This is a genomic window from Streptomyces noursei, assembly GCF_016917755.1.
In the GTDB taxonomy this organism is placed as follows: domain Bacteria; phylum Actinomycetota; class Actinomycetes; order Streptomycetales; family Streptomycetaceae; genus Streptomyces; species Streptomyces yunnanensis.
In genome coordinates this window covers 9,038,588-9,062,686 of the sequence record NZ_CP070326.1, presented here as the reverse complement: position 1 = coordinate 9,062,686, position 24,099 = coordinate 9,038,588, and the positions used below count along the sequence as shown (strand labels likewise).

At 73.0% G+C, this 24,099-nt stretch carries 22 protein-coding genes; 5 read left to right on the top strand and 17 right to left on the bottom strand.

The annotated features are described in order from the left end of the window. Positions 1-20: 20 nt before the first annotated feature. Positions 21-485: a MarR family winged helix-turn-helix transcriptional regulator gene (locus tag JNO44_RS39465; protein WP_067344868.1), complete on the bottom strand. Its 465-nt coding sequence runs from the start codon at positions 483-485 to the stop codon at positions 21-23. Between the two features lie 131 nt (positions 486-616). On the opposite strand from JNO44_RS39465, the gene JNO44_RS39460 reads away from it, so the two are divergent. Continuing rightward, the gene (locus tag JNO44_RS39460) at positions 617-2,467 is read left to right on the top strand and encodes an ABC transporter ATP-binding protein (RefSeq protein WP_205368788.1); all 1,851 of its coding nucleotides are present in this window, start codon (positions 617-619) and stop codon (positions 2,465-2,467) included. 70 nt (positions 2,468-2,537) lie between these two features. On the opposite strand, the gene JNO44_RS39455 is transcribed toward JNO44_RS39460, so the two are convergent. From JNO44_RS39455 to JNO44_RS39440, 4 genes are all read right to left on the bottom strand, one after another. Continuing rightward, positions 2,538-3,716, bottom strand: coding sequence for an SGNH/GDSL hydrolase family protein (locus JNO44_RS39455; protein ID WP_205368787.1), 1,179 nt, complete (start codon positions 3,714-3,716; stop codon positions 2,538-2,540). A gap of 172 nt (positions 3,717-3,888) precedes the next feature. Then, a complete protein-coding gene (locus JNO44_RS39450) occupies positions 3,889-4,545 on the bottom strand; it encodes a LutC/YkgG family protein (protein WP_205368786.1) in 657 nt (218 codons plus the stop codon). After that, positions 4,542-6,035, bottom strand: coding sequence for a lactate utilization protein B (locus JNO44_RS39445; RefSeq protein WP_205368785.1), 1,494 nt, complete (start codon positions 6,033-6,035; stop codon positions 4,542-4,544). The genes JNO44_RS39450 and JNO44_RS39445 overlap by 4 nt, the downstream gene beginning before the upstream one ends. Next, complete coding sequence (locus tag JNO44_RS39440; protein ID WP_205368784.1) at positions 6,032-6,832, bottom strand: (Fe-S)-binding protein; 801 nt, start codon at positions 6,830-6,832, stop codon at positions 6,032-6,034. Before JNO44_RS39440 ends, JNO44_RS39445 begins: the two co-directional genes overlap by 4 nt. Positions 6,833-7,061: 229 nt before the next feature. On the opposite strand from JNO44_RS39440, the gene JNO44_RS39435 reads away from it, so the two are divergent. The 3 genes from JNO44_RS39435 to JNO44_RS39425 all read left to right on the top strand — a co-directional run bounded on the left by JNO44_RS39435 (position 7,062) and on the right by JNO44_RS39425 (position 10,689). Continuing rightward, positions 7,062-8,390, top strand: coding sequence for an MFS transporter (locus JNO44_RS39435; RefSeq protein WP_205371338.1), 1,329 nt, complete (start codon positions 7,062-7,064; stop codon positions 8,388-8,390). Between the two features lie 277 nt (positions 8,391-8,667). Then, positions 8,668-9,438 (top strand): GntR family transcriptional regulator, encoded by a 771-nt coding sequence (locus JNO44_RS39430; RefSeq protein WP_240167870.1) that lies wholly within the window; start codon positions 8,668-8,670, stop codon positions 9,436-9,438. Positions 9,439-9,519: 81 nt separating this feature from the next. Next, positions 9,520-10,689, top strand: coding sequence for an adenosine deaminase (locus JNO44_RS39425; protein WP_205368783.1), 1,170 nt, complete (start codon positions 9,520-9,522; stop codon positions 10,687-10,689). Here the strand turns inward: JNO44_RS39425 and JNO44_RS39420 are convergent. The 6 genes from JNO44_RS39420 to JNO44_RS45395 form a co-directional block, all read right to left on the bottom strand. Next, the gene (locus JNO44_RS39420; protein ID WP_205368782.1) at positions 10,617-11,867 is read right to left on the bottom strand and encodes an NAD(P)-binding domain-containing protein; all 1,251 of its coding nucleotides are present in this window, start codon (positions 11,865-11,867) and stop codon (positions 10,617-10,619) included. The two genes, JNO44_RS39425 and JNO44_RS39420, sit on opposite strands and share 73 nt — an antisense overlap. A 67-nt stretch (positions 11,868-11,934) precedes the next feature. Further along, complete coding sequence (locus JNO44_RS39415) at positions 11,935-13,140, bottom strand: LLM class flavin-dependent oxidoreductase (protein WP_205368781.1); 1,206 nt, start codon at positions 13,138-13,140, stop codon at positions 11,935-11,937. Between the two features lies 1 nt (position 13,141). Further along, on the bottom strand, positions 13,142-14,218 hold the full coding sequence (locus JNO44_RS39410) for an ABC transporter substrate-binding protein (RefSeq protein ID WP_205368780.1): 1,077 nt from the start codon (positions 14,216-14,218) through the stop codon (positions 13,142-13,144). 146 nt (positions 14,219-14,364) lie between these two features. Further along, positions 14,365-15,138: an ABC transporter ATP-binding protein gene (locus JNO44_RS39405; RefSeq protein ID WP_240168037.1), complete on the bottom strand. Its 774-nt coding sequence runs from the start codon at positions 15,136-15,138 to the stop codon at positions 14,365-14,367. Positions 15,139-15,245: 107 nt separating this feature from the next. Further along, positions 15,246-16,118: an ABC transporter permease gene (locus JNO44_RS39400; RefSeq protein WP_240167869.1), complete on the bottom strand. Its 873-nt coding sequence runs from the start codon at positions 16,116-16,118 to the stop codon at positions 15,246-15,248. A gap of 183 nt (positions 16,119-16,301) precedes the next feature. Beyond that, entirely contained in the window at positions 16,302-16,394 is a 93-nt protein-coding gene (locus JNO44_RS45395) for a putative leader peptide (protein ID WP_340629387.1), read from the bottom strand. A 213-nt stretch (positions 16,395-16,607) separates the two neighbouring features. Between JNO44_RS45395 and JNO44_RS39395 the strand changes: the two genes are divergently transcribed. Continuing rightward, on the top strand, positions 16,608-17,030 hold the full coding sequence (locus tag JNO44_RS39395; RefSeq protein WP_205368779.1) for a YjbQ family protein: 423 nt from the start codon (positions 16,608-16,610) through the stop codon (positions 17,028-17,030). Between the two features lie 196 nt (positions 17,031-17,226). On the opposite strand, the gene JNO44_RS39390 is transcribed toward JNO44_RS39395, so the two are convergent. The 6 genes from JNO44_RS39390 to JNO44_RS39365 all read right to left on the bottom strand — a co-directional run bounded on the left by JNO44_RS39390 (position 17,227) and on the right by JNO44_RS39365 (position 24,039). Beyond that, a complete protein-coding gene (locus JNO44_RS39390) occupies positions 17,227-18,423 on the bottom strand; it encodes a M6 family metalloprotease domain-containing protein (protein ID WP_205368778.1) in 1,197 nt (398 codons plus the stop codon). 52 nt (positions 18,424-18,475) lie between these two features. Then, entirely contained in the window at positions 18,476-19,741 is a 1,266-nt protein-coding gene (locus JNO44_RS39385) for an alpha/beta fold hydrolase (RefSeq protein ID WP_205368777.1), read from the bottom strand. Positions 19,742-19,922: 181 nt separating this feature from the next. Next, a complete protein-coding gene (locus tag JNO44_RS39380) occupies positions 19,923-20,645 on the bottom strand; it encodes a GntR family transcriptional regulator (RefSeq protein ID WP_205368776.1) in 723 nt (240 codons plus the stop codon). A gap of 44 nt (positions 20,646-20,689) precedes the next feature. Continuing rightward, positions 20,690-22,072: an aldehyde dehydrogenase family protein gene (locus tag JNO44_RS39375; protein WP_205368775.1), complete on the bottom strand. Its 1,383-nt coding sequence runs from the start codon at positions 22,070-22,072 to the stop codon at positions 20,690-20,692. Then, positions 22,069-23,073, bottom strand: a complete 1,005-nt coding sequence (locus JNO44_RS39370; protein WP_205368774.1) for a proline racemase family protein — start codon at positions 23,071-23,073, stop codon at positions 22,069-22,071. Before JNO44_RS39370 ends, JNO44_RS39375 begins: the two co-directional genes overlap by 4 nt. Before the next feature lie 54 nt (positions 23,074-23,127). Continuing rightward, positions 23,128-24,039, bottom strand: coding sequence for a dihydrodipicolinate synthase family protein (locus JNO44_RS39365; protein WP_205368773.1), 912 nt, complete (start codon positions 24,037-24,039; stop codon positions 23,128-23,130). Between the last annotated feature and the right edge of the window lie 60 nt (positions 24,040-24,099).

The window sequence follows — 24,099 nt, the reverse complement described above, 5'->3', positions numbered from 1 at the left end:
CGGCAGGCCAGTGCGTCAGGTCAGTGCGGTTCACCCGGTCCGTCGACGAGGGTGGCGAGCAGACCGCCGAGCACCTCGCGCTGTTCGACGGTCAGCGGAGCCAGGATCTCCTCCGCGGCGGCCCGGCGCGCGCCGCGCAACGCCCGGAGCGCGGACCGGCCGGTGTCGGTCAGCTCGATCCGCACCACCCGGCGGTTGGTCGGATCGGGCACCCGGCGCACCGTGCCGTTCGCCTCCAGCGCGTCCACCAGCGTCGTCACCGCCCGGGGGACCACCTCCAGCCGCTCGGCCAGGTCGGCCATCCGGGGCGGGGTGTCGCGGCAGTGGCCGACGATCCGCAGCACGCGGGACTGCGCGGGGGTGAAGGGGACGTCCAGGTGGGCCATGTGTCGCTTCTGGGCGCGCTGCATCCGGCGGGTCAGCCGCACCAGCTGCTCGGCCACGTTGGCCTCGTTGACGCTGATCGACGGCTCGGGGGAGGGCATGGCCCCAGGATACAGGACAAGATTCATTGTGAGTATAGGTAACAATGAGCTAGGCTCGGCAAAGTTTCCTCCTCCCGCCCTCCTGGTTCCCGCCCCCTGCGTTCCCGCCCTCCCGCTCTCGTGAGGAGCCCATGCGTCCCGAAGAGCCGAACTGGACCCCGCCCCCCAAGGACCCGGACGCCCCGGTCCAGCTGCGGCGGATCCTCGCGCTGTTCCGCCCCTACCGCGGCCGGCTGACCCTGGTCGGCCTGCTCGTCGCCGCCTCCTCCCTGGTCTCGGTGGCCTCCCCGTTCCTCCTTCGCGAGATCCTCGACGTCGCCATACCCGGCCGGCGCACCGGCCTGCTGACCCTGCTCGCCCTCGGCATGATCGCCACCGCGGTCACCACCAGCGTCTTCGGCGTCCTGCAGACCCTGATCTCCACCACCGTCGGCCAGCGCGTCATGCACGACCTGCGCACCGCCGTCTACGCCAAGCTCCAGCGGATGCCGCTGGCCTTCTTCACCCGGACCCGCACCGGCGAGGTCCAGTCCCGGATCGCCAACGACATCGGCGGGATGCAGGCCACCGTCACCTCCACCGCGACGTCCCTGGTCTCCAACCTGACCTCGGTCACCGCCACCGTCGTCGCCATGATCGCCCTCGACTGGCGGCTGACCGTCGTCTCGCTGCTGCTGCTCCCGCTCTTCGTCTGGATCAGCCGCCGGGTCGGCAACGAACGCAAGAAGATCACCGCCAAGCGGCAGAAGCAGATGGCGACCATGTCCGCGATGGTCACCGAGTCCCTCTCGGTCAGCGGCGTGCTGCTCGGCCGCACCATGGGCCGCGCCGACTCGCTCACCAAGAGCTTCGCCGGCGAGTCCGAGCGCCTGGTCGATCTGGAGGTGCGCGCCAACATGGCCGGCCGCTGGCGGATGGCCACCATCGGCATCGTCATGGCCGCCATGCCCGCGCTCATCTACTGGGCGGCCGGCCTGGTCCTGCAGCTCGGCGGCCCGGTCTTCTCCCTCGGCACCCTGGTCGCCTTCGTCACCCTCCAGCAGAGCCTGTTGCGCCCCACCGTCTCCCTGCTGGCCACCGGCGTCCAGATGCAGACCTCGCTCGCGCTCTTCCAGCGCATCTTCGAGTACCTCGACCTGCCGGTCGCCATCGCCGAGCCCGCCGAACCCGTGCACCTCCCCGCCCCGCGCGGCGAGATCCGCTTCGCGAACGTCTCCTTCGGCTACGACCCGGACGCCGCCCCCACCCTCGACGGCATCGACCTGACCGTCCCGGCCGGCAGCAGCCTCGCCGTCGTCGGCCCGACCGGCAGCGGCAAGACCACCCTGAGCTACCTCGTCCCGCGCCTGTACGACGTCACCGACGGCCGGGTCACCCTCGACGGCACCGACGTCCGCGACCTCGGCTTCGACACCCTCGCCCGCGCGGTCGGCGTGGTCTCCCAGGAGACCTACCTCTTCCACGCCTCGGTCGCCGAGAACCTCCGCTTCGCCAAGCCCGACGCCACCGACGAGGAGATCGAGCGCGCCGCCCGGACCGCCCAGATCCACGACCACATCGCGGCCCTCCCCGACGGCTACGACACCGTCGTCGGCGAGCGCGGCTACCGCTTCTCCGGCGGCGAGAAGCAGCGCCTGGCCATCGCGCGGACCATCCTGCGCGACCCGCCGGTGCTCGTCCTCGACGAGGCCACCAGCGCCCTGGACACCCGCACCGAACACGCCGTCCAACGGGCCGTCGACGCGCTGTCCGCGGGCCGCACCACCCTCACCATCGCGCACCGCCTCTCCACGGTCCGGGACGCCGACCAGATCGTCGTCCTGGACGGCGGCCGGATCGCCGAACGCGGCACCCACGACGAACTGCTGGCCGCCGACGGCCGCTACGCCGCCCTGGTCCGCCGCGACACCGACCGGGAGACCGCGGACGACGACGCGGCCGACCCCGCGGACGACGGCCGCGCCCCCGGGATCCTGGTGTGACCGCCCCCGGGGCGTCCCGCGGCGCGGCCGGGGCGACCCGGGGGAGCGACGGCGGGGAGCCGGACGGTGGTCAGAGCGCGGCCGGATCGAGCGCCCGCGCCATCACCCGGTACCCCTCGTCGCTCGGGTGCTTGAAGTCCCCGCAGTCGTAGGCGGGCAGCAGCGCGTCCGGGTCGGCCGGATCCGCCATCACCGCCGCGAAGTCGACCACCGCGTCGAACGCGCCGCCCGTCCGGATCCACTCGTTGACCGCCCGACGCTTCGCCTCCGCGGCCGGGGTGTGGTACTCCGACCCCTTGAACGGCAGGATCGTCGCCCCGATGACCCGCACCGCCGCCGCATGCGCCCGCTCGATCAACTCCCGGTAGCCCGCGATGAGTTGCTCCGGAGCGTTGTCCGGGGCGGGCTTGTACGTCGGCAGGTCGACCTCGCTGAACCCGATGTCGTTCAGGCCGACCAGCACGACCACCGAGCGCACGCCCGGCTGCGCCAGCGCATCGCGATCGAACCTTGCCCCGGCCCGCTCGCCGAACCACTCCGAGTCGTTCAGCAGCAGATTGCCGCCGATACCCAGGTTGAGGACCCGCAGCGGACGGCCCTCGGCGGCCAGCCGCTCGGCCAGCGCGTCCGAGTAGCGCCGGTCGGCGTCGACGGTCGACCCGAAGCCGTCGGTGATCGAGTCACCGAACAGCACCACGGTGTCCCGCCGCACCGGACCTCCGTCCGCCAGCTCCACCGCGGCCAGGTAGTACCACGACACCGTGGTCTCCCCGAAGACCGCCGGATCCACCTCGCCCAACTGGGCGCCCGCGGCCCGGTACGCGGTGGCCCACGCCTGTGCGTGGAACGTCGCCGGCCCGCTCGGCCCGGCGAAGTACAGCGACACGGTGAGCGATTCCAGCGCCGCCACGGTCACCTCCGCCGGGTCGCTGTAGACCTCCGTGCCGGCCGGGATCCGCACCGACTCCGACCCGCCGAACGTCAGCCGCCGGACCGAACCGGCCGCCACCGCCGCGCCGTCGCCGGACCGGGCGATGCTCGCGCCGGACACCTCCAGCGGCGCGGTGCCGTACCGGTTGGAGAGCTTGATCCGGGCCCGGGTCCCCGCGCCGGTGACCCGCACGGTCTGCCGCAGGGTCTGGTCCGTGAAGCCCTCCTCGGCCCAGTTCTTGTGGAACCCCACGCTGGGCCGCTGCACCGCGGTGGCCCAACCGGCCTGCCAGATAGGGGAGTTGTCGTTGTTGCTCATGGTTGCCGTCTGCCTCTCGGTCCTCTGCTCGATCGCGACGACCAGGAGTCTTCCGCCCGGCGCGCGGGGCACCCAGACACCTGTCGGTGGTACGCATCGGGTGCGTACCACCGACAGGGTCACCCTCCGCGCGGCCCGGCGGTGCGGCAGCGCCCCGGCGGCCGGCCCCGGCTCACCCCTCGCCGTCCGCCGCCATCAGCACCACCTCCAGCGTCCGCGGGCCGTGCACCCCCTCTACCCGGTCGAGCTCGATGTCGCTGGTGGCCGACGGCCCGGAGATCCACGTCAACGGGCGCTCCGGGGCCAGCCGCGGCAGCGCCTCGGGGACCGACCCGACGACCTGATCCGGGACCCGCACCACACAGATGTGGTGGTCCGGGACGAGGGTGATCCGGCGCCGCCCCTGATCCGGGCCGGCGTCCAGCACCAGCGTGCCGGTCTCCGCGACGGCCAGCGCGCACCCCGTCAGCACGCTGTCCACCGCGGCCAGGTCCCGCGCGGTGTCCGTGGCCCGGTCCGGGCGCGCGGCGACCTCCGCCGCGGACAGCCACCGCGGGTCCAGCCCGGCCGGCACCACCACGGTCCGCGCCCCGCGCGCCGCCAGCAGCCGGGCGATCAGCGCCGGCAGCCCGGCGGGCGCGCAGCGGTGCACCACGGCCCGGTAGTCCGCGAGGTTCTCCGCCAGCAGCTCCACGGTCTCCTCGACCGTCCGGGAGCCGTGCACCCGGCGGTAGTCCCGGGGGACCGGCGGATCGTGCGGCCCCTCGCCGCGCGGCACGTCGGCCAACGCCCGGCGCACCCGCGCCAACACCACGTCCCTGCCGCTCACTTGACGCCTCCCCTCTCGCTGCCCCCGGCATCGCCCCGGGTGCGCCGCCACCAGTCGCGGAACGACTCGGCCGGCACCGTCGGCAGCGCGCGGGTGTCGGACCAGGCGCGGCCCGGACCCGGCAGCCGCCGTGGATGCAGCCGCCGGGTCCGGGCGGCCAGCCGCATCCCGCCGCGCAGCACGCCCGGATGGTCGAACGCCCAGGCCGCGGCGCGCATCGCGGCCCGCTCCGCGGCATGCCCCTTGGCCGGTTTGAGGACGACCCGGGCCCCGCGCCGCGTCACCGGGCCGCCCTCGACCACCCGTTCCCGCAGATGCACCAGCACCTCCGGGATGTCGATCGCCACCGGGCACACCTCGTAGCACGCACCGCACAGCGACGACGCGTACGGCAACGACTCCTCCAACGGGCCGGCCATGCCGCGCAGTTGCGGGGTGAGGATGGCGCCGATGGGGCCGGGGTAGGGCGATCCGTAGGCGTGCCCGCCGGCCCGCTCGTAGACGGGGCAGACGTTCAGACACGCCGAGCAGCGGATGCAGCGCAGCGCCTGCCGGCCCACCGCGTCGGCCAGGGTGTCGGTCCGCCCGTTGTCGAGCAGCACGAGATGGAAGGCACGCGGCCCGTCGCCGTCCGTGGTCCCGGTCCAGGTGGTGGTGTACGGGTTCATCCGCTCGGCGGTGGACGAGCGGGGCAGCAACTGCAGGAAGACCTCCAGGTCCTGCCAGGTCGGCACGGTCTTCTCGATGCCGACGACGGAGATCAGGGTCTCCGGCAGGGTCAGGCACATCCGGCCGTTGCCCTCGGACTCCACGACGACCAGGGTGCCGGTCTCGGCGACCATGAAGTTGGCGCCGGAGATCCCCACCTTGGCGGTGAGGAACTTCTCCCGCAGGTGCAGCCGGGCGGCCTCCGCCAGTTCGGTGGGGGAGTCGGAGAGCCCCTCCGGCGCGGGACGCCCCCACTTGCCCATCTCCCGACGGAAGATGTCGCGGATCTCGCCGCGGTTGCGGTGGATCGCCGGCACCAGGATGTGCGACGGGAGGTCGTCGCCGAGCTGCACGATCAGCTCCGCCAGGTCCGTCTCGTACGCCCGGATGCCCGCCTCGGCCAGCGCCTCGTTGAGGCCGATCTCCTGTGTGGCCATCGACTTGACCTTGACGACCTCGCGTTCGCCGGTCTCCCGGACCAGCCGGGTGACGATCCGGTTGGCCTCGTCGGCGTCCGCCGCCCAGTGCACATGGCCGCCCGCGGCGGCCACCGACTCCTCCAACTGCTCCAGATAGTGGTCGAGATGACGCAGCGTCCGGTCCTTCACCGCGGCGCCGGCGGCCCGCAGCTGCGCCCAGTCGTCCAGCTCGGCCACCGCCCGGGCCCGCTTGTCGCGGATGGTGTGGGTGGCATGGGCGAGGTTGGCCCGCAGCCGGGGGTCGCGGGTGGAGACGGCCGCGGCCCGGGGGAACGCCGGCATCCCGAGGAAGCTGCGGCTCATCGCGCGCCCCCTTCCGCCCCGGCGGCCCGGCCGGCCGCGCCGCCCGCCGCGGTGTCCGCCTCCGTGCTGGCCAGGATCTCCGCGAGGTGCACCGGCCGGACCGGCGACCCCTGCCGGGCGAGCATGCCCCCGATGTGCAGCAGACAGGAGTTGTCCACCGTGCAGACCGCCTCCGCGCCGGTCCCGGTCACCGCCCGGACCTTGTCGGCGCCCATCGCGGTCGACACCGCCGGATTCTTCACCGCGAACGTCCCGCCGAACCCGCAGCACTCCTCGGCGCCCGGCAACTCCTTCAGCGTCAACCCCCGCACCTGCTCCAGCAGTCGCCGCGGCCGGTCCCCGAGCCCCAGCACCCGCAGCCCGTGGCAGGTGGGGTGGTAGGTGATGGTGTGCGGGTAGTACGCGCCGACGTCGGTCACCTTCAACACGTCCACCAGGAACTCCGTCAGCTCGTACGTCTTGGGCACGGCCCGCGCCGCGGCCTCGGTCAGCTCCCGGCCGCGCCCCTCCGCGGCGGCCCTGGCCGCGATCCGCGGGTAGTTGTCCCGCACCATCGCCGCACAGGAGCCGGACGGGGTCACCACGTAGTCGTAGTCCTTGAACGCCCGGTCGAAGCGGCGCACCAGCGGCTCGGTGGCGTGCCGGTAGCCGGTGTTGAACTGCGGTTGGCCGCAGCAGCTCTGCTCGGCCGGGAAGTCGACGTCGACGCCCAGCCGCTCCAACAGGGTCACCACCGCCCGCCCGGTCCGTGGCTGGAGCGTGTCGTTGATGCAGGTGACGAACAGTGCTACCCGCACGGTGCCTCCTCCTCGCGCTCGCCTCCCGGTGGTCCGCCGGCCGGGGCGGCGGACCACCGGACATCGCCCGGACGTTGCCGCAACATTGCCACCGCCTTTCCGCGGTCTTGCGACTGCGGCCCGACCGCCTATTTCCCCTGGCGGCGACCCGCCTCACCGGTACATGATCACCTGTCGGGTCATCCTGCCCCAGCGGCAGGCCGAGGAGAAGGACCGGGAGCGGAGGACCATGTCGAGCGCACAGCCCATAGTCGAGGACCGGGCACCCGGCGGCGACCGTCCGCCGTCGCGGCTGCGGCAACTGGCCGCCGCCTCCATCGGCAACGCCGTCGAGTGGTACGACTGGTACGCCTACTCCTTCCTGGCCGTCTACTTCGCCGACCAGATCTTCCCCAAGGGCGCCGGCAACTCCCTGGTGCCGCTGCTCTCCACCTTCGCGGTGTTCGCGGTCGGCTTCTTCATGCGACCGATCGGCGGGCTGCTGATGGGCGCGGTCGCCGACCGTCGCGGCAGGCGCGCCGCGCTGACCCTGACCATCCTCCTGATGGGCGGCGGCAGCCTGCTGGTCGCGCTCACGCCCACCTACGCGGCCACCGGCGTCCTCGCCCCGATCGTGCTGGTCGTCGCCCGGCTGGTGCAGGGCCTGTCGGTGGGCGGCGAGTTCGCGGCGTCCACCACGTTCCTGGTGGAGTCCGCCGGGCCGGGCCGGCGCGGCCTGTTCGCCAGCTTCCAGTACGTCTCCACCACCGCCGGCCAGTTGCTCGCCGCCGGCACCGGGGCGCTGCTCGCCGGGCTGCTCACCGAGGACCAGATGGGCCGGTGGGGCTGGCGGATCGCGTTCCTCCTCGGCGCCCTGCTGAGTCTGCTCGGGCTGTGGGTCCGGCGCGGCGCCCGGGAGACCCTGACCCAGGACCCCGACGCCGCGGGAGCCGGTACCGCGCAATCGGCCGGCCGTCCCGGCCTCTTCGAGGGCCTGCGCCGCTACCCCCGCCAGTCGCTCCTGATCTGCGGCATCACCGCCGGCGGCACCATCGCGTACTACACCTGGACCACCTACCTCCCCACCTACGCGCAGGTCAACGCCGGCTTCGACAAGGGCGACGCGCTCACCGTCGGCACCCTGTCGCTGGCCTTCTTCGCGTTGCTCCAGCCGCTCGGCGGTCTGCTCTCGGACCGCATCGGCCGCAAGCCGATGCTGCTCGTCTTCGCGCTGGGCTTCGCCGTGTCGGCGGTGCCGCTGCTCCACCTGGTCACCGACGCGTTCGTCTCCCTGCTGCTGGTGCAGTGCGCCGGCATGGTGCTGCTCACCGGCTACACCTCGATCGCCGCCGCGGTGAACGCCGAGCTCTTCCCGGCCCGGGTACGCGCCGCCGGCATCGGCTTCCCGTACTCCTTGACCGTCGCGCTCTTCGGCGGCACCGCCCCGTACGTCGGCACGTGGTTCAAGCAGGCCGGCCACCCGGACCTCTTCCCCTGGTACGTCGCGGTGATCTGCCTGGTGTCCTTCTTCGTCTATCTGGCGCTGCCGGAGACCGCGCACCGACCGCTGGACGAGTAGCCGGCCGCCGGCCAAGGACCCGGCCCACCACGGCAGTTGACCCGCCGGCACACGGAAGGCGCCGCTCCCCTCCCGGGACGAGGGGGAGCGGCGCCTGTCTGTTGGGAAGCGTGTTGTCTGACAAGGGAGCGTGAGGGCGCGGCCTCCATGGCCGCGGCTCTCGGGGTGGCGAGTCAGGGGTGGACGGTCACCGGCGCCTCGGCGGTGGGAAACTGGCCGTGCGCGCCTGCCCGGGGCGCGGCGCGGGCGGTCGGACCACGGACGCGGGGAGGCGCAGATGGTTGGCAGACAACGGGAGCGGGGGAACGGTGCGGGCCGGCCCCAGCGGCGGCCGGTCGTCGCGCTGTACGAGCGGATGGTCGAGGCCATTCGCGCCGGCACCTATCCGCCGGGCGCGACCCTGCCCACCGAGCCCCGGCTCGCCGCCGAACTGGGCGTGAGCCGTCCGGCGCTGCGCGAGGCGCTGATCCTGCTCCAGGAGGACGGTGTGATCACCGTGCGGCGCGGGGTGGGCCGCACGGTCAGCCACCATCTGCCGCCGCGCGGCTTCGAGTTCCTCAAGCCGGTGGAGTCGCTGCTCGGGGCGGGCCGGCAGGTCGTGACCGTGCCGTTGGCCCGCACCCGCGAGGAGCCCACCGACTTCTCCACCCAGCACCTGGTCCTGCCGGCCCACGGCGAGGTGCGCTTCTGGGAGAGCGTGATCGAGGTCGGCGGACTCCCGGCCTGCCTGACCCAGGAGTGGGCCTCGGACGAGACGTTGGCTGAGCTGCTGCCGGACGCCGTCGCGGCGTTCGAGGGGCCCGGCGGCGGGGCGTCGTCGATGCTCGGCCTGCTGCTGGACGCCGGGCGCGGGCTGCCGCTGACCGGCAGCAGCACCATCGTGGCCACCACCCTCGGCCGGCAGCGCGGCGCGCAGCTGGGCCGCCCCGCCGACACCCCCGGTGTGCTGGTCACCCAGGTCGTACGGCTGGAGCGCACGCCGCTGCTGGCGGCCAAGCACATGCTGCCGCCGGGCGCCCCCGCGCTCCCGGTGTGGCAGGCGCGCTGACCGGCCCGGATGCCGCCGGGCCCGACCGCCCGCCGGGACCCGGTCGCCCGGTGGCGGCGGGACGTGTCATACTCCCGCCCCATGACCTTGTCTGACAAGCTTCCGCCGCAGTCCGCCCACGCCCTCGACCGGGAGCGCATCCGCCGCGCCCCCAAGGTGCTCCTCCACGACCACCTCGACGGCGGTCTGCGTCCGGAGACGATCATCGAGCTGGCCGCGGCCATCGGGTACCGGAACCTGCCCACCACTGACCCCGCCGCACTGGCCGTGTGGTTCCGCGACGCCGCAGACTCCGGCTCCCTGGAGCGCTACCTGGAGACCTTCGCGCACACCTGCGCCGTGATGCAGACCCGCGCGGCGCTGTCCCGGATCGCCGCCGAGTGCGCCGAGGACCTGGCCGCCGATGGCGTGGTCTACGCCGAGGTCCGCTACGCCCCCGAGCAGCACCTGGCCGGCGGCCTCACCCTCGACGAGGTCGTCGACGCGGTCAACGAGGGCTTCCGGGACGGCGAGCGCCGCGCCGCCGCGGCCGGTCACCGGATCCGCATCGGCACGCTGCTGTGCGCCATGCGGCACGCCGATCGCTCCCCGGAGATCGCCCGGCTCGCCGTCGCCCACCGCGACCGCGGTGTGGTCGGCTTCGACATCGCCGGCGGCGAGATCGGCAACCCGGCCAGCCGGCACGCCGAAGCCTTCGACTACCTGCGCGCCGAGGGCGCCCGGGTCACCATCCACGCCGGCGAGGCGGTCGGCATGGACTCCATCCACGAGGCGGTGCTGCGCTGCGGCGCCCACCGCATCGGCCACGGCGTCCGCCTCACCGACGACATCACGATCGGCGCGGACGGCCAGGTCACCCTCGGCCGGCTCGCCTCCTACGTCCGCGACATGCGGATCGCCCTGGAGGTCTGCCCGACCTCCAACCTTCAGACCGGCGCCGCCGCCAGCTACCCCGAGCACCCCATCGACCTGCTCCGCCGGCTCGGCTTCCGGGTCTGCCTCAACACCGACAACCGACTGGTCAGCGGCACCACCATGACGCAGGAGTTCCAGCACCTGCGGGACACCTTCGGCTACGGCACCGCCGAACTGGAGGAGTTCACGGTCAACGCCGCCAAGGCCGCCTTCCTGCCCTTCGACGAGCGGACCGCCCTGATCAACGAGGTGATCCGGCCCGGCTACGCCCGGCTGCGGGCCCGGGAACTCAGCCGCGTCCCGGTGGACGGGACGGCCGCCGCCCCGGCCGCGTAACCGGGCGCCCGCCCCACGAGGTCGTCGGCCGGGCGGGGACCGGGTACGGCCGCGCCCCGGATCCCGGCCCCGGGCCGGCGCGGTCCGTCCGGCGCCGGCGGGCCGTCCGCCGTCCCGGCCAGCAGCCGCCGGATCTCGTGGACCGCGGACCGGCCCGCCCGATTGGCGCCGATGGTGCTGGCGGACGGCCCGTAGCCGACGAGGTGCACCCGGGGGTCGCGCACCGCCCGGGTCCCGGCCATCCGGATGCCGCCGCCCGCCTCGCGCAGCCGCAGCGGCGCGAGATGGTCGATGGCGGCCCGGAAGCCGGTCGCGTACAGCAGCACATCGGCCTCGACGGTCCGCCCGTCGTCCCAGGCCACCCCGTTCGGGGTCACCCGGGCGAAGAGCGGAAGCCGGTCCAGGACGCCGCTCTCCCGGGCCCGCCGGACCGCCTCGGTCATCGGCAGCCCGGTCACGCTCACCACGCTGCGCGGCGGCAGCCCCTGCCGGACCCGTTCCGCCACCAGCGCGACCGCGGCCCGCCCCTCGTCCGCGCCGAACGGCCCGGCGCGGAACACCGGCGGCCGGCGGGTCACCCAGGTCGTCGCCGCGGCCACCGGCGCGATCTCGATCAGCTGCTGGACGGCCGAGGTGCCGCCCCCGACGACCACCACCCGGGCGCCGCGGAACTCCTCGGGGCCGCGGTACTGCGCACTGTGCAGCTGCCGCCCGCGGAAGCCCTCCTGGCCCGGGAACCGGGGCCAGAACGGCCGGTCCCACGTCCCGGTCGCGTTGATCACCGCCCGCGCCGCGTACCGCCCCTGCGAGGTCTCCACCAGCAGTCGGCCGTCGTCGGCGTCCCGCACCGCGGTGACGCTCACCGGCCGGTGCACCCGCAGCCCGAACCGCTGCTCGTAGGCCGCGAAGTACCCGCCGATCACCTCGGCCGACGGCCGCGCCGGATCGGCGTCGGTCAGCGCCATGCCGGGCAGTGCGTGCATCCCGTGCACCTTGTCGTAGGTCAGGGTGGGCCAGCGGAACTGCCAGGCGCCGCCGGGGTGCGGGGAGTGGTCGAGGATGACGAAGTCCGCGTCCGGCCGGTAGCCGGTGCGCCCCAGATGGAAGGCGGCGGCCAGGCCCGCCTGCCCGGCACCGATCACCACGACCTCGACCTCACGCACCCCGGTGTAGTTCATGTTTCTACTAACTCGCGGTGGGGCCGGGATCTTCCCGCCCAGCCCCACCGCGCGTGCCGCGTCCGGCTCAGCGCCCGCCGGCCACCAGCAGCGGTGCGCCACCCGGAGCCGAGGCCGGCCGCCCGTTCGCCGCCGGGACGCCGGCCAGCGGCGACGGGCCGGCGGGCAGCAGCCCCCGCGCGGCGAGCTCCGGCCGAACCCCCTCGCCGAACCAGTACGCCTCCTCCAGGTGCGGATACCCCGACAGCACGAAGTGCTCGATGCCCAGCGCGTGGTACTCCTCGATCCGGTCGGCCACCTCGGCATGGCTGCCGACCAGCGCGGTGCCCGCGCCGCCGCGCACCAGACCGACCCCCGCCCACAGGTTGGGCGAGATCTCCAACGCGTCGCGCGAACCGCCGTGCAGCGCCAACATCCGCTGCTGGCCCACCGACTCGCTCCTGCCCAGGGCCTGCTGGGCGGCGGCCACGGTGTCCGGGTCGAGGTCGTCCAGCAGCCGGTTCGCGGTCGCCCACGCCTCCTTCGAGGAGTCCCGCGAGAGGGTGTGCAGCCGGATCCCGAACCGCACCGTCCGCCCCTCCCGCTCCGCCAGCCCCCGGATCCAGTCGATCTTCTGCCGCACCTGCTCCGGCGGCTCGCCCCAGGTCAGATAGACATCGACGTTCCGTGCCGCCACCGGGCCGGCCGCCGCCGAGGACCCACCGAAGAAGATCTCCGGCAGCGGATCCGGCGGAAGCGCGGTCAGTCCGCCCTCGACCTGGTAGTGCTCCCCCTGGAAGTCGAACGGCCGGCCGCCCCACACCCCCCGCACGATCCGCAGGAACTCGTCGGTGCGCGCATACCGCTGATCATGGTCCAGATGGTCGCCGAACCGCTTCTGCTCGGTCGAGTCCCCGCCCGTCACCACGTTCAGCAGCAGCCGCCCCCGCGAGACCCGCTGGAAGGTGGCCGCCATCTGCGCGGCCAGCACCGGCGAGATCACCCCCGGCCGGAACGCCACCAGGAACTTCAGCCGCTCGGTGACCTGCGTCAGCGCCATCGTCGTCAGCCAGGCGTCCTCGCACCACGTACCGGTCGGGGTGAGCACCGCCTCGAACCCCAACTGCTCGGCGGCTCCTGCGATCTGCGTCAGATACCCGACGTCCGGTGCGCGCACCCCGCTCACCGGGGTGATCCGGTCCCGCCGGATGCCCCCGTCGGTGTAGGCGTGCCGGTCCACGAGGGTCCGACCGTCACCGCCGGTCGGCAGGAACCAATGCAGATGTACGGACATGTCACTGGGCCTTTCCGTAGGTACGCGGCGCCGTGCCCGAAGGCGGCAGACCGCCGTTGAAGCGGGGATCGACCAACTCCCCGAAGTCGAAGGACCGCGGGATCAGCTTCAGCGCGGCGAAGGCGTCCACGATGCGCTGCTCGGAGCCGATGGCGGCCCGGTCCACGGCGACCGGCACCGCCGTCCCCCGGGTGCGCCGGACCGCGTCCCGCGCCACCCCCTCCGGCAGCCCGGTCGCCTTCGCCCAGGTCTTCGCCCAGGCCGCCGGATGCCGGAACACCCAGTCCTGGGCCCGCCGCAGCCGCGCCGTGTAGTCCTCCAGCGCCGCCGACTTCGCCCCGTCGTCCAGCGCGGAGGGCGCGGCGACCTGGAAACTCAGCCCGTTCACCAGTCCCTGACCCGTCGTCAGGATCCGGGCGCCGGCCTGGTCGAGCGCCTGCGAGGTGTACGGGTCCCACACCGCCCAGGCATCGACCTTCCCGCGGGTGAACGCGGCCAGTGCGTCCGCCGGCTGGAGGTAGTTGAGCGTGACGTCCTTCGGCGACAGCCCCGCGGCCTGCAAGGACGCGATCAGCTGGTAGTGCGCCGAACTGCCCTGCGCCACCGCGATCGACTTGCCCTTGAGCTCCGCAGGGGACCTGAGCGGCGAGTCCTTCTTCACCAGGATCGCCTCACCGTCCGACCGGCTGTGGGACCCCGCGATTACCTTGATCTTCGAGCGCGCGGCGCCCGCGAACACCGGCGGGGTGTTGCCGACCGCCCCGACGTCCACCGCCCCGGCGTTGACCGCCTCCAGCAGCGGCGGCCCCGAGGTGAACGTCGACCACTTGATCGTGTACGGCAGGTGGTCCAGCTCGCCGGCCGCCCGCAGCATCGCCTCCGAACCCCCTTTCTGGTCCCCGACGTTCAGCGTCGGCGACCCCTTGCCGTCGGTGCGCCCGCCGAGCCCGCCCCCGGTCCCGTCCGCCCGCGAGGCACCGCCGCAGGACGCCAGCACCAGGACGAGGGGCAGCGCGGCCAGGGCGAGGGACGGCCGGCGGCGGCCCGCCGCCCGGCCGGTGATCGATGCACGTCTCATAAGGGGTCCGTCACTTCCGTTCTGCCGTTCCCCACCGGGAGGGGGCGGCACTGGTCGGGATGGTGGCGCCGGTCGGGATGTGGAGCTGGCCGGGACGGCGCCGGGACCGGGTGGCACGTCAGGCGTCAGCTGCCGGCCGCCGGACGTCATCTGTCGGCACCCCGTCCGTCGGGTGTCCGCCGCACGCCCGCGCCGCCGTCCACGTCGCCGTCCACGTGGCTGTCCGCGCCGCCGTCCGCTTCGGCCACGCCCAGGCGGCCGAGCAGTTGGGCCCGCAGCGCCGTCCATCGCGGGTCCCCGACGTCCCGCGGCCGGGGCAGCTCCACCGCCGTCTCGTGCGCGATCCGGCCGTCCGCCATCACCAACACGCGATCGGCCAGCAGCAGCGCCTCCTCGACGTCATGGGTGACCAGCAGCACCGCGCACCCCCGCTCCCGCCACACCTCGGCCACCAGCCGCTGCGCGGTGATCCGGGTCAGCGCGTCCAGCGCGCCGAACGGCTCGTCGAGCAGCAGCAGATCCGGATCGCGCACCAGCGCCCGCGCCAGCGACGCCCGCTGCGCCTCGCCCCCGGAGAGCGTCTTGGGCCAGGCATCCGCCCGGTGATCGAGCCCGACCTCCGTCAACGCCCGCTCCGCCACGACCCGTTCGGGGCGCCCCGGCAGTCCCAACACGACATTCCGCCACACCCGTTTCCACGGCATCAGCCGTGGTGCCTGGAACGCCACCGCCCTGCGCCGCGGCACCAGCACCTCGCCCTCGATCTCCCGATCGAGCCCCGACAGCACCCTCAGCAACGTCGACTTCCCGCACCCGCTGCGCCCGAGCAGCGCCACGAACTCGCCCGCCCGGATGTCGAGTCGGACCCCGTCGAGGACCCGTCGCCGGTCGAATTCCCGCACCAGCCCGTCGACCCGCACCGCGACCCCGCCGCCCTCCTGCGCGTCCGCCGCCCCGGCGGCCGTAGCCGCCGCGACCGGCTCCGACGGCCGAGACGACTCGGGCGGCCGGGTCGAGGTGCCGGGGGTCACTGCCCTGTGAACGTCGGTCGCCACTGCAACAACAGCCTTTCGAGGGTACGGACGAGGAAATCGGCGAGGAGCCCGAGCATCGCGTAGACCACCAGACACACCACGATCACGTCGGTGCGGAAGAACTCCCGGGCCTGGTTCATCAGGAAGCCCAGCCCGTCGTCGGCATTGACCTGCTCCCCGAAGACCAGCGCCAGCCAGGCCGTCGCCAGCGCGTACCGCAGCCCCGTCATGGCGCCGGGCAGCGCCCCGGGCAGCACCACGTGCCGGATCAGCCCCCACCGGCCCAGCCCGAGCGACGTCCCGGCCTCCACCAACTGCGCGTCCACGCCCCGGATCCCGGCGTACACGTTGAGATACAGATGGAACGCCACCCCGACCGCGATCAGCGCGATCTTCGGCGCCTCGCCGATCCCCAACCAGATGATGAAGAGCGGGATGACCCCCACCCAGGGAATCGACCGCAACATCTGCACGGTCGCGTCGACCAGGTCCTCACCCAGCCGCGAGAGCCCCGACACCAGCGCCAGCGCGATCCCGACGGCCGCGCCCGACACCAACCCCACCGCGACCCGCTGCAGCGACACCCCCATCGCGGACGGCAGCGTCCCGTCCGCGACCAGGCCGCCGGCCGTACGGGCGATGTCCACCGGAGACGCCAGCAGGTCCGCCGGCAACACCCCGCCGCCGCTCAACACCTGCCACACCACGACCAGTCCGACCGGCCCCACGGCCCGCCGCACCCACCGCGGCACCGTCCACCGCCGTCCCGACACCGGCACCACCCGGGACAGCGCGACGGCCCCGCCCGGCCCCACCGGCACCCCGGCCGGAACCCGCCCGGCCGCGGCAGCCTGCTCACCGCTCATCAACAACCCCAGACACAGAAGAACCCGAACGCACACACCGCACCAGGTCGCGCCGCGGCACACCACGGTCAGCGCCGCGGCACCGCGCGCCGCACCACGACCGGCACCGAGACGCCCGGCCCACACGGCAGAAAACCCAGCAGATTCAGCGAGCAGATCCGCGGATCACGAACGGAAAGAACGTCAACAACCGCGGCCGCGGCGACAACACGCGGCGGAGGCCACCCGCAGCAGGTCGATGTGACCGCGCGTGGTGAGCAGGGCTGACGTAGACATGCCGACGAACGTAGCGCCGCCCCCAGGACCGGTCAAACCCCCGTCTCGTCCCCCGGACCTTTGTTGCCGCAACATTGACCGACCATTGCGCCCACCCCCTCACCCCCTCCCCACGCGTATCCCGGTCCCCTCCGCCTCCTCCACCTCCTCCTTCACCTCCTTCACCTCCCTCACCTTCTTCGCCTTCTTTGTCTTCTTTGAGAACATCACCGCATGGCTGCAACCTTCACGACACGAGAGATTGACGTACGCACCGGGTCCACGGAGACGGTCCACGACCTGACCCACGAGTGCGTCGACTTCCTACGGGACACGGCACAGGGCCGCGACGGACTGCTGAACGTCTTCACGCCGCACGCCACGACGGGCGTCGCGCTCCTGGAGACCGGCGCCGGCAGCGACGACGATCTGCTCGCCGCCCTCCATGACCTCCTACCCGCCGACGACCGCTGGCGCCACCGCCACGGCACCCCCGGCCACGGCCGCGACCACGTCCTCCCCGCCCTCGTCCCCCCACACGCCACCCTCCCGGTCCTCGCCGGCGAACTCGCCCTCGGCACCTGGCAGTCGGTGTGCCTGGTCGACACCAACATCGACAACCCACACCGCCGGGTGCGGCTGAGCTTCCTCGGCTGAGGGTTGTTCCGTAACCGTTGGTCGTGGGCGAGACGGTCTTGGTTTGTCCGGTGTGGCCGGGCGCAGCCTGTCCCTGGTCTGCTTGTGGTCTGGAGCGGAGCGCTCAAGTAGGGCAGGTGACTGGCGGTTTGGGAATATTGCACATGCGGTGCGCTTCCGGCTGCCGCGTGTGCTGGTCACATTGCTTCCGAGAGACCTACGGCCTGCTGAGTTTCACCGTGTCCCCTGATGCGTCGCCCGCGAGAACGTCGATTCGGACGCCGTTGGCCGGGTCCGTGAAGTGTTGGCCGGGCGTGTACGCGGCCAGGTCGAGGGTGGTGCAGCCGGCTCGCGGCTTCGCGGACGGGTGGCCGTTCATGACCTGGACCGGACCCTCGCCGGTCCGGGTCGCGGAGTCGACCTTGTAGATGAGGACGCCGCGCGAGCACGCGTCCGCGTCGTGGCCCTGGGCCCTGCGGGACTCCGCGACGTACGCCGTCGTCGCACCGGTGCGCAGTACGGCGATCTTGGTGCCGTCGCGTCGTTCCACCGGGGTCAGGCGCACGGTGCGTCGGCCGGGTGCGGCCAGACAGGCAACCTGGGCGTCACGGGTCCAGCCGAGCTTCCAGGAGTGCCAGCCCAGGTACTGCGGTGCGGGCCCGGCGATGTTGCCCATGACGTCCCAGCCGCCGACGTACTGGTGGGTGGTGCCGGTGAAGGAGTACAGGTCGGGCAGGCCGAAGGTGTGGCCGGTCTCGTGGTCGGCGACCTTGGGGCCCCAGTGCCACATGTCCTGGCCGAAGGTCACGGCCCACTTGATGCGGGTGCCGTCGGCGGTCACCCCGGGCGTGGTGGGGTCGTAGAGGTAGGTCGGGGAGAAGGAGATCGCGGAGGCCGCCTTGGTGGGGACGACGTAGACCATGTCGTAGCGGGAGAAGTCCGCGTACGGGTCGGCGGCGGTGATCGCGTCGCGTACGTACTTCTCGTGGGCCTCGAAGGTGAGGCCGCGCCGGAATCCGTACGAGTCCGAAGTCGCCGGCATGCGGACCCAGCGGTGCAGTGCGGTGAGGGCCAGGCGCGTGCGCCCGTAGCTGGCGGTACGCATCCAGCCGGCGGCGGGGGCGAGTTGAGCCGCGTACTGCCGTGTGGAGTCGGTGGCCTTGGCGTCGGGGAAGTCCACGAACAGCGTCAGGACGCGCCTGGTTCCGGTGGCGCGCTGGAACCGGGCGTGGTCCGTGTCGTGACCTTCGTCGGTCCATCCGGTCCTGCCGGGCAGTGCGCAGTCGGTGGCGGGGGACGAAGGACGTCGGGTCGGCGGTGGCGTGGCTCCGTTCGCCGATGTGGGGGTGGCCAGGCAGGACGTGAGGGCGAGAGTCGCGGTGACGGCGCGCAGTCGTGTGGAGAGGAGGGACATGGCACTCCTGTCGTGGGAGGGAGGAGGGAGGGGGGAGTGCGGGACGGGAGGACTACGCGCGTCCGGCGGCCAGGTCCATCAGGCGGGCGAGGACACGGCCGTTGGAGGTGGTGACGCCGTCGTGCTCCCATTCGTTGGTGACCCAGGCGCGGGTGGCGCCGACGTCATGTGCCGTGCGCAGCGAGAGCCCCGCGTCGACGTACATGTCGTCGTGGTAGACGACCGCGGCCAGGGGGACCTGGTTGACGGCGAGGCGTTGGGGGTCGTAGAGCGGGGGCCAGTCGGTGCGCTGCGCGAGGAGCTCCGCGGCGTCCGCGAAGGGGCGCAGGCCCTTGATCTCACGGAACATCCAGGGATAGATCATTTCTCCGGTGAGGAGGAGGGGGTCGGCGTCCTCGGCGAACTCGGGGAAGTCGGTCAGTGACCGGGCGGCGGCCCAGGCGGTCGGGCCGGCTCCCTGCCCGTACAGCGTCTCCTGCATGACGGCATACAGCGGGTTGTCGGTGAAGCCGGTCAGGGACTCGACCTGGTGGAGGAAAGTGTCGGTCAACTCGCCGTCCGGGGCCAGGGATTCGTCGAGCAGCCAGTGGAGGCGTTCGAAGCCGTCGCCCATCCCGAGGACGAGGCCGAGGGTGCGGAGTCGGCGGGTGGTGAGGCGGTCGCCGCCGGGCAGCCGGATGTCCTCGGACGTGAGAAGGTCGGCGATCCTGCGGAGGCCGGCGGCGTCGTCAGGGTAGCGGACGTAGAAGTCCATGACCCGGTCCCGTACGCGGGGGTAGGTGCGGTGGTAGACGTCGTCCGCGGTCGCGGTGAGTCCGGGCAGGCCGCCGGTGACGTAGCAGGACCGCAGGCCGTGGGGGGCCTGGGAGAGGTAGGTGAGGGTGAGGAAGCCGCCGTAGCTCTGGCCGAGCGTCTCCCAGGGCTCGTCGCCGCACAGTTGTCCGCGGATCAGCTCCGCGTCGGCCACGATCGCGTCGGCGCGGAAGTGGGCGAGGTGGGCGGCCAGTTGGGACGGAGAGGCGAACCGGGAGGCCGTTTTGGCCGTGACCGCAGTGGAGCGGCCGGTACCGCGCTGGTCGAGGAGGAGCACCCGGTGGGTCTTGAGCGCCTGGGGCAGCCATCCCGGCGATCCCGCCGAAGGGCGGGGTGCCTTGCCGCCGGGGCCGCCCTGCAAGTAGAGGAGCCAGGGCAGTCGGTCCTTGGCGCGGGCCGGGTCGACGACCTCACGTGCGAACACCTGGAGGGTCGGGCCGTCCGGAAGCGAGTGGTCCAGCGGGACGGTGAAGAGGTGATCGGTGGTGGCGTAAGCGGGGTTCATGGTGCCCTTTCACAGTGCGGCACGACGAGGGAGGGGCCGGGGGACGGAGGCATCGTGAGGTGTGACATTGCATCGTTGGGCACAGGTCAGCATCCCTCAGCCGGCTGCTTCCGGGGAGCCCCTTGTCCGGGCATAGCGCGGCGTTATGGAGGGCCCTTCGCCGCCTCAGTGGCTCATCGCCTCAGGAGGAACGCGTCCCGGAGCGCTGGGTCGCCCCCGGGGTTTCAGCCGGGGAGGAGCTGCCGCCGCCGGCCCACAGGGAGCGGACGTGGCCCAGGTGCCTGGCCATGCACCGCTCGGCCTTCTTCGCGTCGCCCGCGAGCATCAGGTCGAGGAGCTCCAGGTGTTCCTCGGCCGAGGGGATCAGTTCACCGCGCTCGTCGAGGGCGGTGAGGCCGTACAGGCGGGAGCGCTTGCGCAGGTCGCCGACGGTCTCGACGAGACGGTCGTTGCCGGAGAGCGCGAGGAGCGAGAGGTGGAACTGCCGGTCTGCCTCCAGATAGCCGATGAGGTCGTGATCGCGGGCGGCCCGCACGATCTCTTCGGCCACCGGGCGCAGTGCCTCCAGCTCCTCGCGGGCGGCAGTGCGGGCGACCTGGCCGACCGTGGGGATCTCGATGAGCGCGCGGATCTCGGTGTACTGGTCGAGGTCGCGCTCGTTGACCTCGGTGACCCTGAAGCCCCTGTTGCGGACGGGCTCGACCAGGCCCTCGCGGGCCAGGTCGAGCATCGCCTCGCGCACGGGGGTGGCGGAGATCCCGAAGTCCTCGGCGAGCGCCGGCGCCGAGTACACCGCGCCCGGCCGCAGTTCACCGGAGATCAGGGCGGCCCGCAGGGCGTTGCTCACCTGGTCGCGCAGCCGCTCCCGGCCGACGTTGAGGTCGCGGTGCTTCAGGTGCCCCATGGCGCTCGTGGTCCCTTCGGTCTGGTGTGGACCACCGTACAATGTCACGTTGCCTTCGACGGTGACAGGGTGTAGGTCCGGGTGGAGGTGTAGAACTCCAGCGCCGCCCGCCCTTGTTCACGCGGCCCGTGGCTCGATGCCTTGGTGCCGCCGAACGGCAGGTGGAAGTCGACGCCGGTGGACGGTGCGTTGATCCGGATCATTCCGGTGTCGAGCCGGTCGAGGCCGCACAGCGCCGCGTCCAGATCGGCGGTGTGGACCGACGTGACCAGGCCGTACGGCACGGAGTTGGTGAGGTGTACGGCGTGGGCGAGGTCGCCGGCGGGCAGCAGGACGGCGAGCGGACCGAAGATCTCCTCGCGCAGCAGGCGGTGCCCCGGGGGTACCTTTTCCACCAGGGTCGGGGCCGCGTACCAGCCGGACCCGTCGGGCACCGTCCCGCCCACCACCGGGCTCAGGCCACGCCGGGCGTCCCCGACCTGGTCGCGGGCGGCCTCGCTGATGAGCGGCCCGCTCACGGTCGCCGCGTCGGCCGGATCGCCGACGGGCACGGCTCGCAGCGCCGCCGCGAGCGCCTCGCGCAGGGGGGCGAGGGCCGCACCGACCGCGATGACGCGGCTGGTGGCGGTGCACTTCTGGCCCGCGTACCCGGCGATGGCGGCGGCGAGATGGGCCGCGGCCTGTTCGATGTCGGCGTCGGGGAGGACGATCGCCGCGTTGAGGCCGCCCATCTCGGCCTGGACCGGGACACCCCGTTCCGTGGCGGCGCGGGCGACGTCCCGGCCCACGGCGGTCGAGCCGGTGAAGGAGACGGCATCGGCAGTGGAGACGAGCGCCCGGCCTTCGGTGGCTCCGCCGGGCAGGAGGGTGAACACCTCGTCGGGCAGGGCCTGTTGAATGATCTCGGCCAGACGCTGTGCACAGGCGGTGGCCTCGGGCGCGGGCTTGAGGACGACCGCGTTGCCGGCTGCGAGCGCCGGGGCGGCCTTCCAACTGGGAATGGCGAGCGGGAAGTTCCAGGGCGTGATCAGTGCGGCCACGCCGTGCGGGCGGCGGCGGGTGAGAAGCAGGCCGGGGCCCGCTGCGGTCTCGTGGACGGCGCCGACGGGTTCGTACGGGGCCTGCGCGTAGTAGCGCCAGATCGCGGCCGTGCGGGCGACTTCGGCCCGGGCCTCGGCGAGCGGTTTGCCCACCTCGCGGACGGCGAGTGCGGTCAGCTCGGCCGCGGCGGTGTCGATGGCCGCGGCGACCGCGCCGAGCGCGGCCGAGCGGGCGGCCGCCCCGCCGAGCAGCCAGTCGGGCTGGGCCGCACGGGCCCGCCCCACGGCGTCGGCCGCCCCCAAGGCGCCGGGCGCCGGGATCTGGAGCAGGACGTCGGAGGGGTCGGCAGGATTGTGCGAGGTGATGAGGGAGGCGGCGTCGGTCACAGCAGGAAACCTCCGGGGAAGGGGTCGTCCGGGTCGAGGAAGTACTGAGCGGTGCCGGTGATCCAGGCGCGTCCGGTGACGGTCGGTACGACGGCGGGCAGTGCGCCGACCGTGGTTTCCTCGATCAGACGGCCGGTGAAGCGGGTGCCGATGAAGGATTCGTTGACGAAGTCGCGGTCCAGGGGGAGTTGGCCGCGGGCGTGCAGCTGGGCCATCCGGGCCGAGGTGCCCGTTCCGCACGGGGAGCGGTCGAACCAGCCGGGGTGGATGGCCATGGCGTGCCGCGAGTGGTGGGCGTCGGAGCCGGGAGCGGCGAGGTAGACGTGCTTGACTCCGGCGATCTCCGGCCGCTCGGGGTGCACGGGCCGCTCCGGCGAGGCGTTGACGGCGTCCATGAGGGCGAGGCCGGCGGCCAGCAGGTCGTCCTTGCGGGCGCGGTCGAACGGCAGCCCCAGCGCGTCGAGTTCGACGAAGGCGTAGAAGTTCCCGCCGAACGCGAGGTCGTAGGTGACCGTGCCGCGGCCGGGGACCTCGACCGTGCGGTCCAGGGCGACGCAGAAGGCGGGGACGTTGGTGAGCGTGACGGAGGTGGCGGCGCCGTCCGTCACCCGTACGTCGACGCTCACCAGTCCCGCCGGGGTGTCGAGCCGGACGGTGGTGACCGGTTCGGTCACCGGCACCATGCCCGTCTCGACCAGGACGGTGGCGACCCCGATCGTGCCGTGTCCGCACATCGGCAGGAGTCCGGAGACCTCGATGTAGAGGACCCCGTAGTCGGCGTCGGGGCGGGTGGGCGGCTGGAGGATGGCGCCGCTCATGGCGGCGTGACCGCGTGGTTCGTACATCAGGAGCGTCCGGAGGTGGTCCATGTGCTCGATGAAGTACGTCCGCCGCTCGGCCATGGTGGTGCCGGGGATGACACCGACGCCACCGGTGATCACGCGGGTGGGCATGCCCTCGGTGTGGGAATCGACGGCGTGGAAGACATGGCGGGTGCGCACGGGCTTCCTTTCGGTGGGCGGGGTGCTCTGGTCGTCGATGAGTGGGTGACGTGGTCAGCGGTGGCCGTCGGCGACGGCCTTCCGGGTGGCGGCCCGCACCGCCGCCTCGGTCTGCCCGGTGAGCGGCGCACGCGGCGGGCGGGTGGGTCCGCCGCGCCGCCCGACGATGTCCATGGACAGCTTGATGGACTGCACGAACTCGGTCTTGGAGTCCCAGCGCAGCAACGGGTGCAGGGACTTGTAGAGCGGGCGGGCCGTGGCCAGGTCGCCTGCGACGGCGGCGTGGTACAGCGTGGCGCAACTGGCGGGGAAGGCGTTGGGGTATCCGGCGATCCATCCGACGGCGCCGGCGAGGGCGAGTTCGAGCAGTACGTCGTCGGCGCCGATCAGCAGATCGAGCTCCGGGGCGAGTTCGGCGATCTCGTAGGCCCTGCGGACGTCGCCGGTGAACTCCTTCACGGCGATGATGCTGCCGTCCTGGTGCAGGTGGGCCAGTGTGCCGGGGGCGAGGTCGACCTTGGTGTCGATGGGGTTGTTGTAGGCGACGATCGGCACCCCGGCGCGGGCGACCTCGGCGTAGTGGGCGCGCACGCCCGGCTCGCCGGCCCGGTAGGCGTTCGGGGGCAGCAGCAGCACCGAGCCGCAGCCCTCTTCGGCTGCCTGCTCCGCCCAGCGCCGGGCTTCGCCGCTGCCGTAGGCGGAGACGCCGGGCATGACCCTCGCCCCGTCGCCCGCTGCCTCGACGGCGGTACGGACGACGCGGGCTCGTTCCTCGTCGGTGAGGGTCTGGTACTCGCCGAGCGAGCCGTTGGGCACGACTCCGTCGCAGCCGTTGTCGATCAGCCAGCGCACGTGCTCGGCGTAGGCGTCGTGGTCGACGGAGAGGTCGTCCCGCAAGGGAAGGGCGGTGGCGACCATGATTCCGCGCCACGGACGGTCGGTGTTCCAGGTGGTGGAGACGGTCATGGCGACACATCACCTCTCTATGAAATGTGACATTTTACTTGGCTGTGGTGTGTGGGTGCC

Bases quoted from the DNA above. Each gene is read 5' to 3' on its own strand.
- JNO44_RS39465 (WP_067344868.1), bottom strand. From the start codon at position 485: ATGCCCTCCCCCGAGCCGTCGATCAGCGTCAACGAGGCCAACGTGGCC.
- JNO44_RS39460 (WP_205368788.1), top strand. From the start codon at position 617: ATGCGTCCCGAAGAGCCGAACTGGACCCCGCCCCCCAAGGACCCGGAC.
- JNO44_RS39455 (WP_205368787.1), bottom strand. From the start codon at position 3,716: ATGAGCAACAACGACAACTCCCCTATCTGGCAGGCCGGTTGGGCCACC.
- JNO44_RS39445 (WP_205368785.1), bottom strand. From the start codon at position 6,035: ATGAGCCGCAGCTTCCTCGGGATGCCGGCGTTCCCCCGGGCCGCGGCC.
- JNO44_RS39435 (WP_205371338.1), top strand. From the start codon at position 7,062: ATGTCGAGCGCACAGCCCATAGTCGAGGACCGGGCACCCGGCGGCGAC.
- JNO44_RS39430 (WP_240167870.1), top strand. From the start codon at position 8,668: ATGGTTGGCAGACAACGGGAGCGGGGGAACGGTGCGGGCCGGCCCCAG.
- JNO44_RS39425 (WP_205368783.1), top strand. From the start codon at position 9,520: ATGACCTTGTCTGACAAGCTTCCGCCGCAGTCCGCCCACGCCCTCGAC.
- JNO44_RS39420 (WP_205368782.1), bottom strand. From the start codon at position 11,867: ATGAACTACACCGGGGTGCGTGAGGTCGAGGTCGTGGTGATCGGTGCC.
- JNO44_RS39415 (WP_205368781.1), bottom strand. From the start codon at position 13,140: ATGTCCGTACATCTGCATTGGTTCCTGCCGACCGGCGGTGACGGTCGG.
- JNO44_RS39410 (WP_205368780.1), bottom strand. From the start codon at position 14,218: ATGAGACGTGCATCGATCACCGGCCGGGCGGCGGGCCGCCGCCGGCCG.
- JNO44_RS39400 (WP_240167869.1), bottom strand. From the start codon at position 16,118: ATGAGCGGTGAGCAGGCTGCCGCGGCCGGGCGGGTTCCGGCCGGGGTG.
- JNO44_RS45395 (WP_340629387.1), bottom strand. From the start codon at position 16,394: ATGTCTACGTCAGCCCTGCTCACCACGCGCGGTCACATCGACCTGCTG.
- JNO44_RS39395 (WP_205368779.1), top strand. From the start codon at position 16,608: ATGGCTGCAACCTTCACGACACGAGAGATTGACGTACGCACCGGGTCC.
- JNO44_RS39390 (WP_205368778.1), bottom strand. From the start codon at position 18,423: ATGTCCCTCCTCTCCACACGACTGCGCGCCGTCACCGCGACTCTCGCC.
- JNO44_RS39385 (WP_205368777.1), bottom strand. From the start codon at position 19,741: ATGAACCCCGCTTACGCCACCACCGATCACCTCTTCACCGTCCCGCTG.
- JNO44_RS39380 (WP_205368776.1), bottom strand. From the start codon at position 20,645: ATGGGGCACCTGAAGCACCGCGACCTCAACGTCGGCCGGGAGCGGCTG.
- JNO44_RS39365 (WP_205368773.1), bottom strand. From the start codon at position 24,039: ATGACCGTCTCCACCACCTGGAACACCGACCGTCCGTGGCGCGGAATC.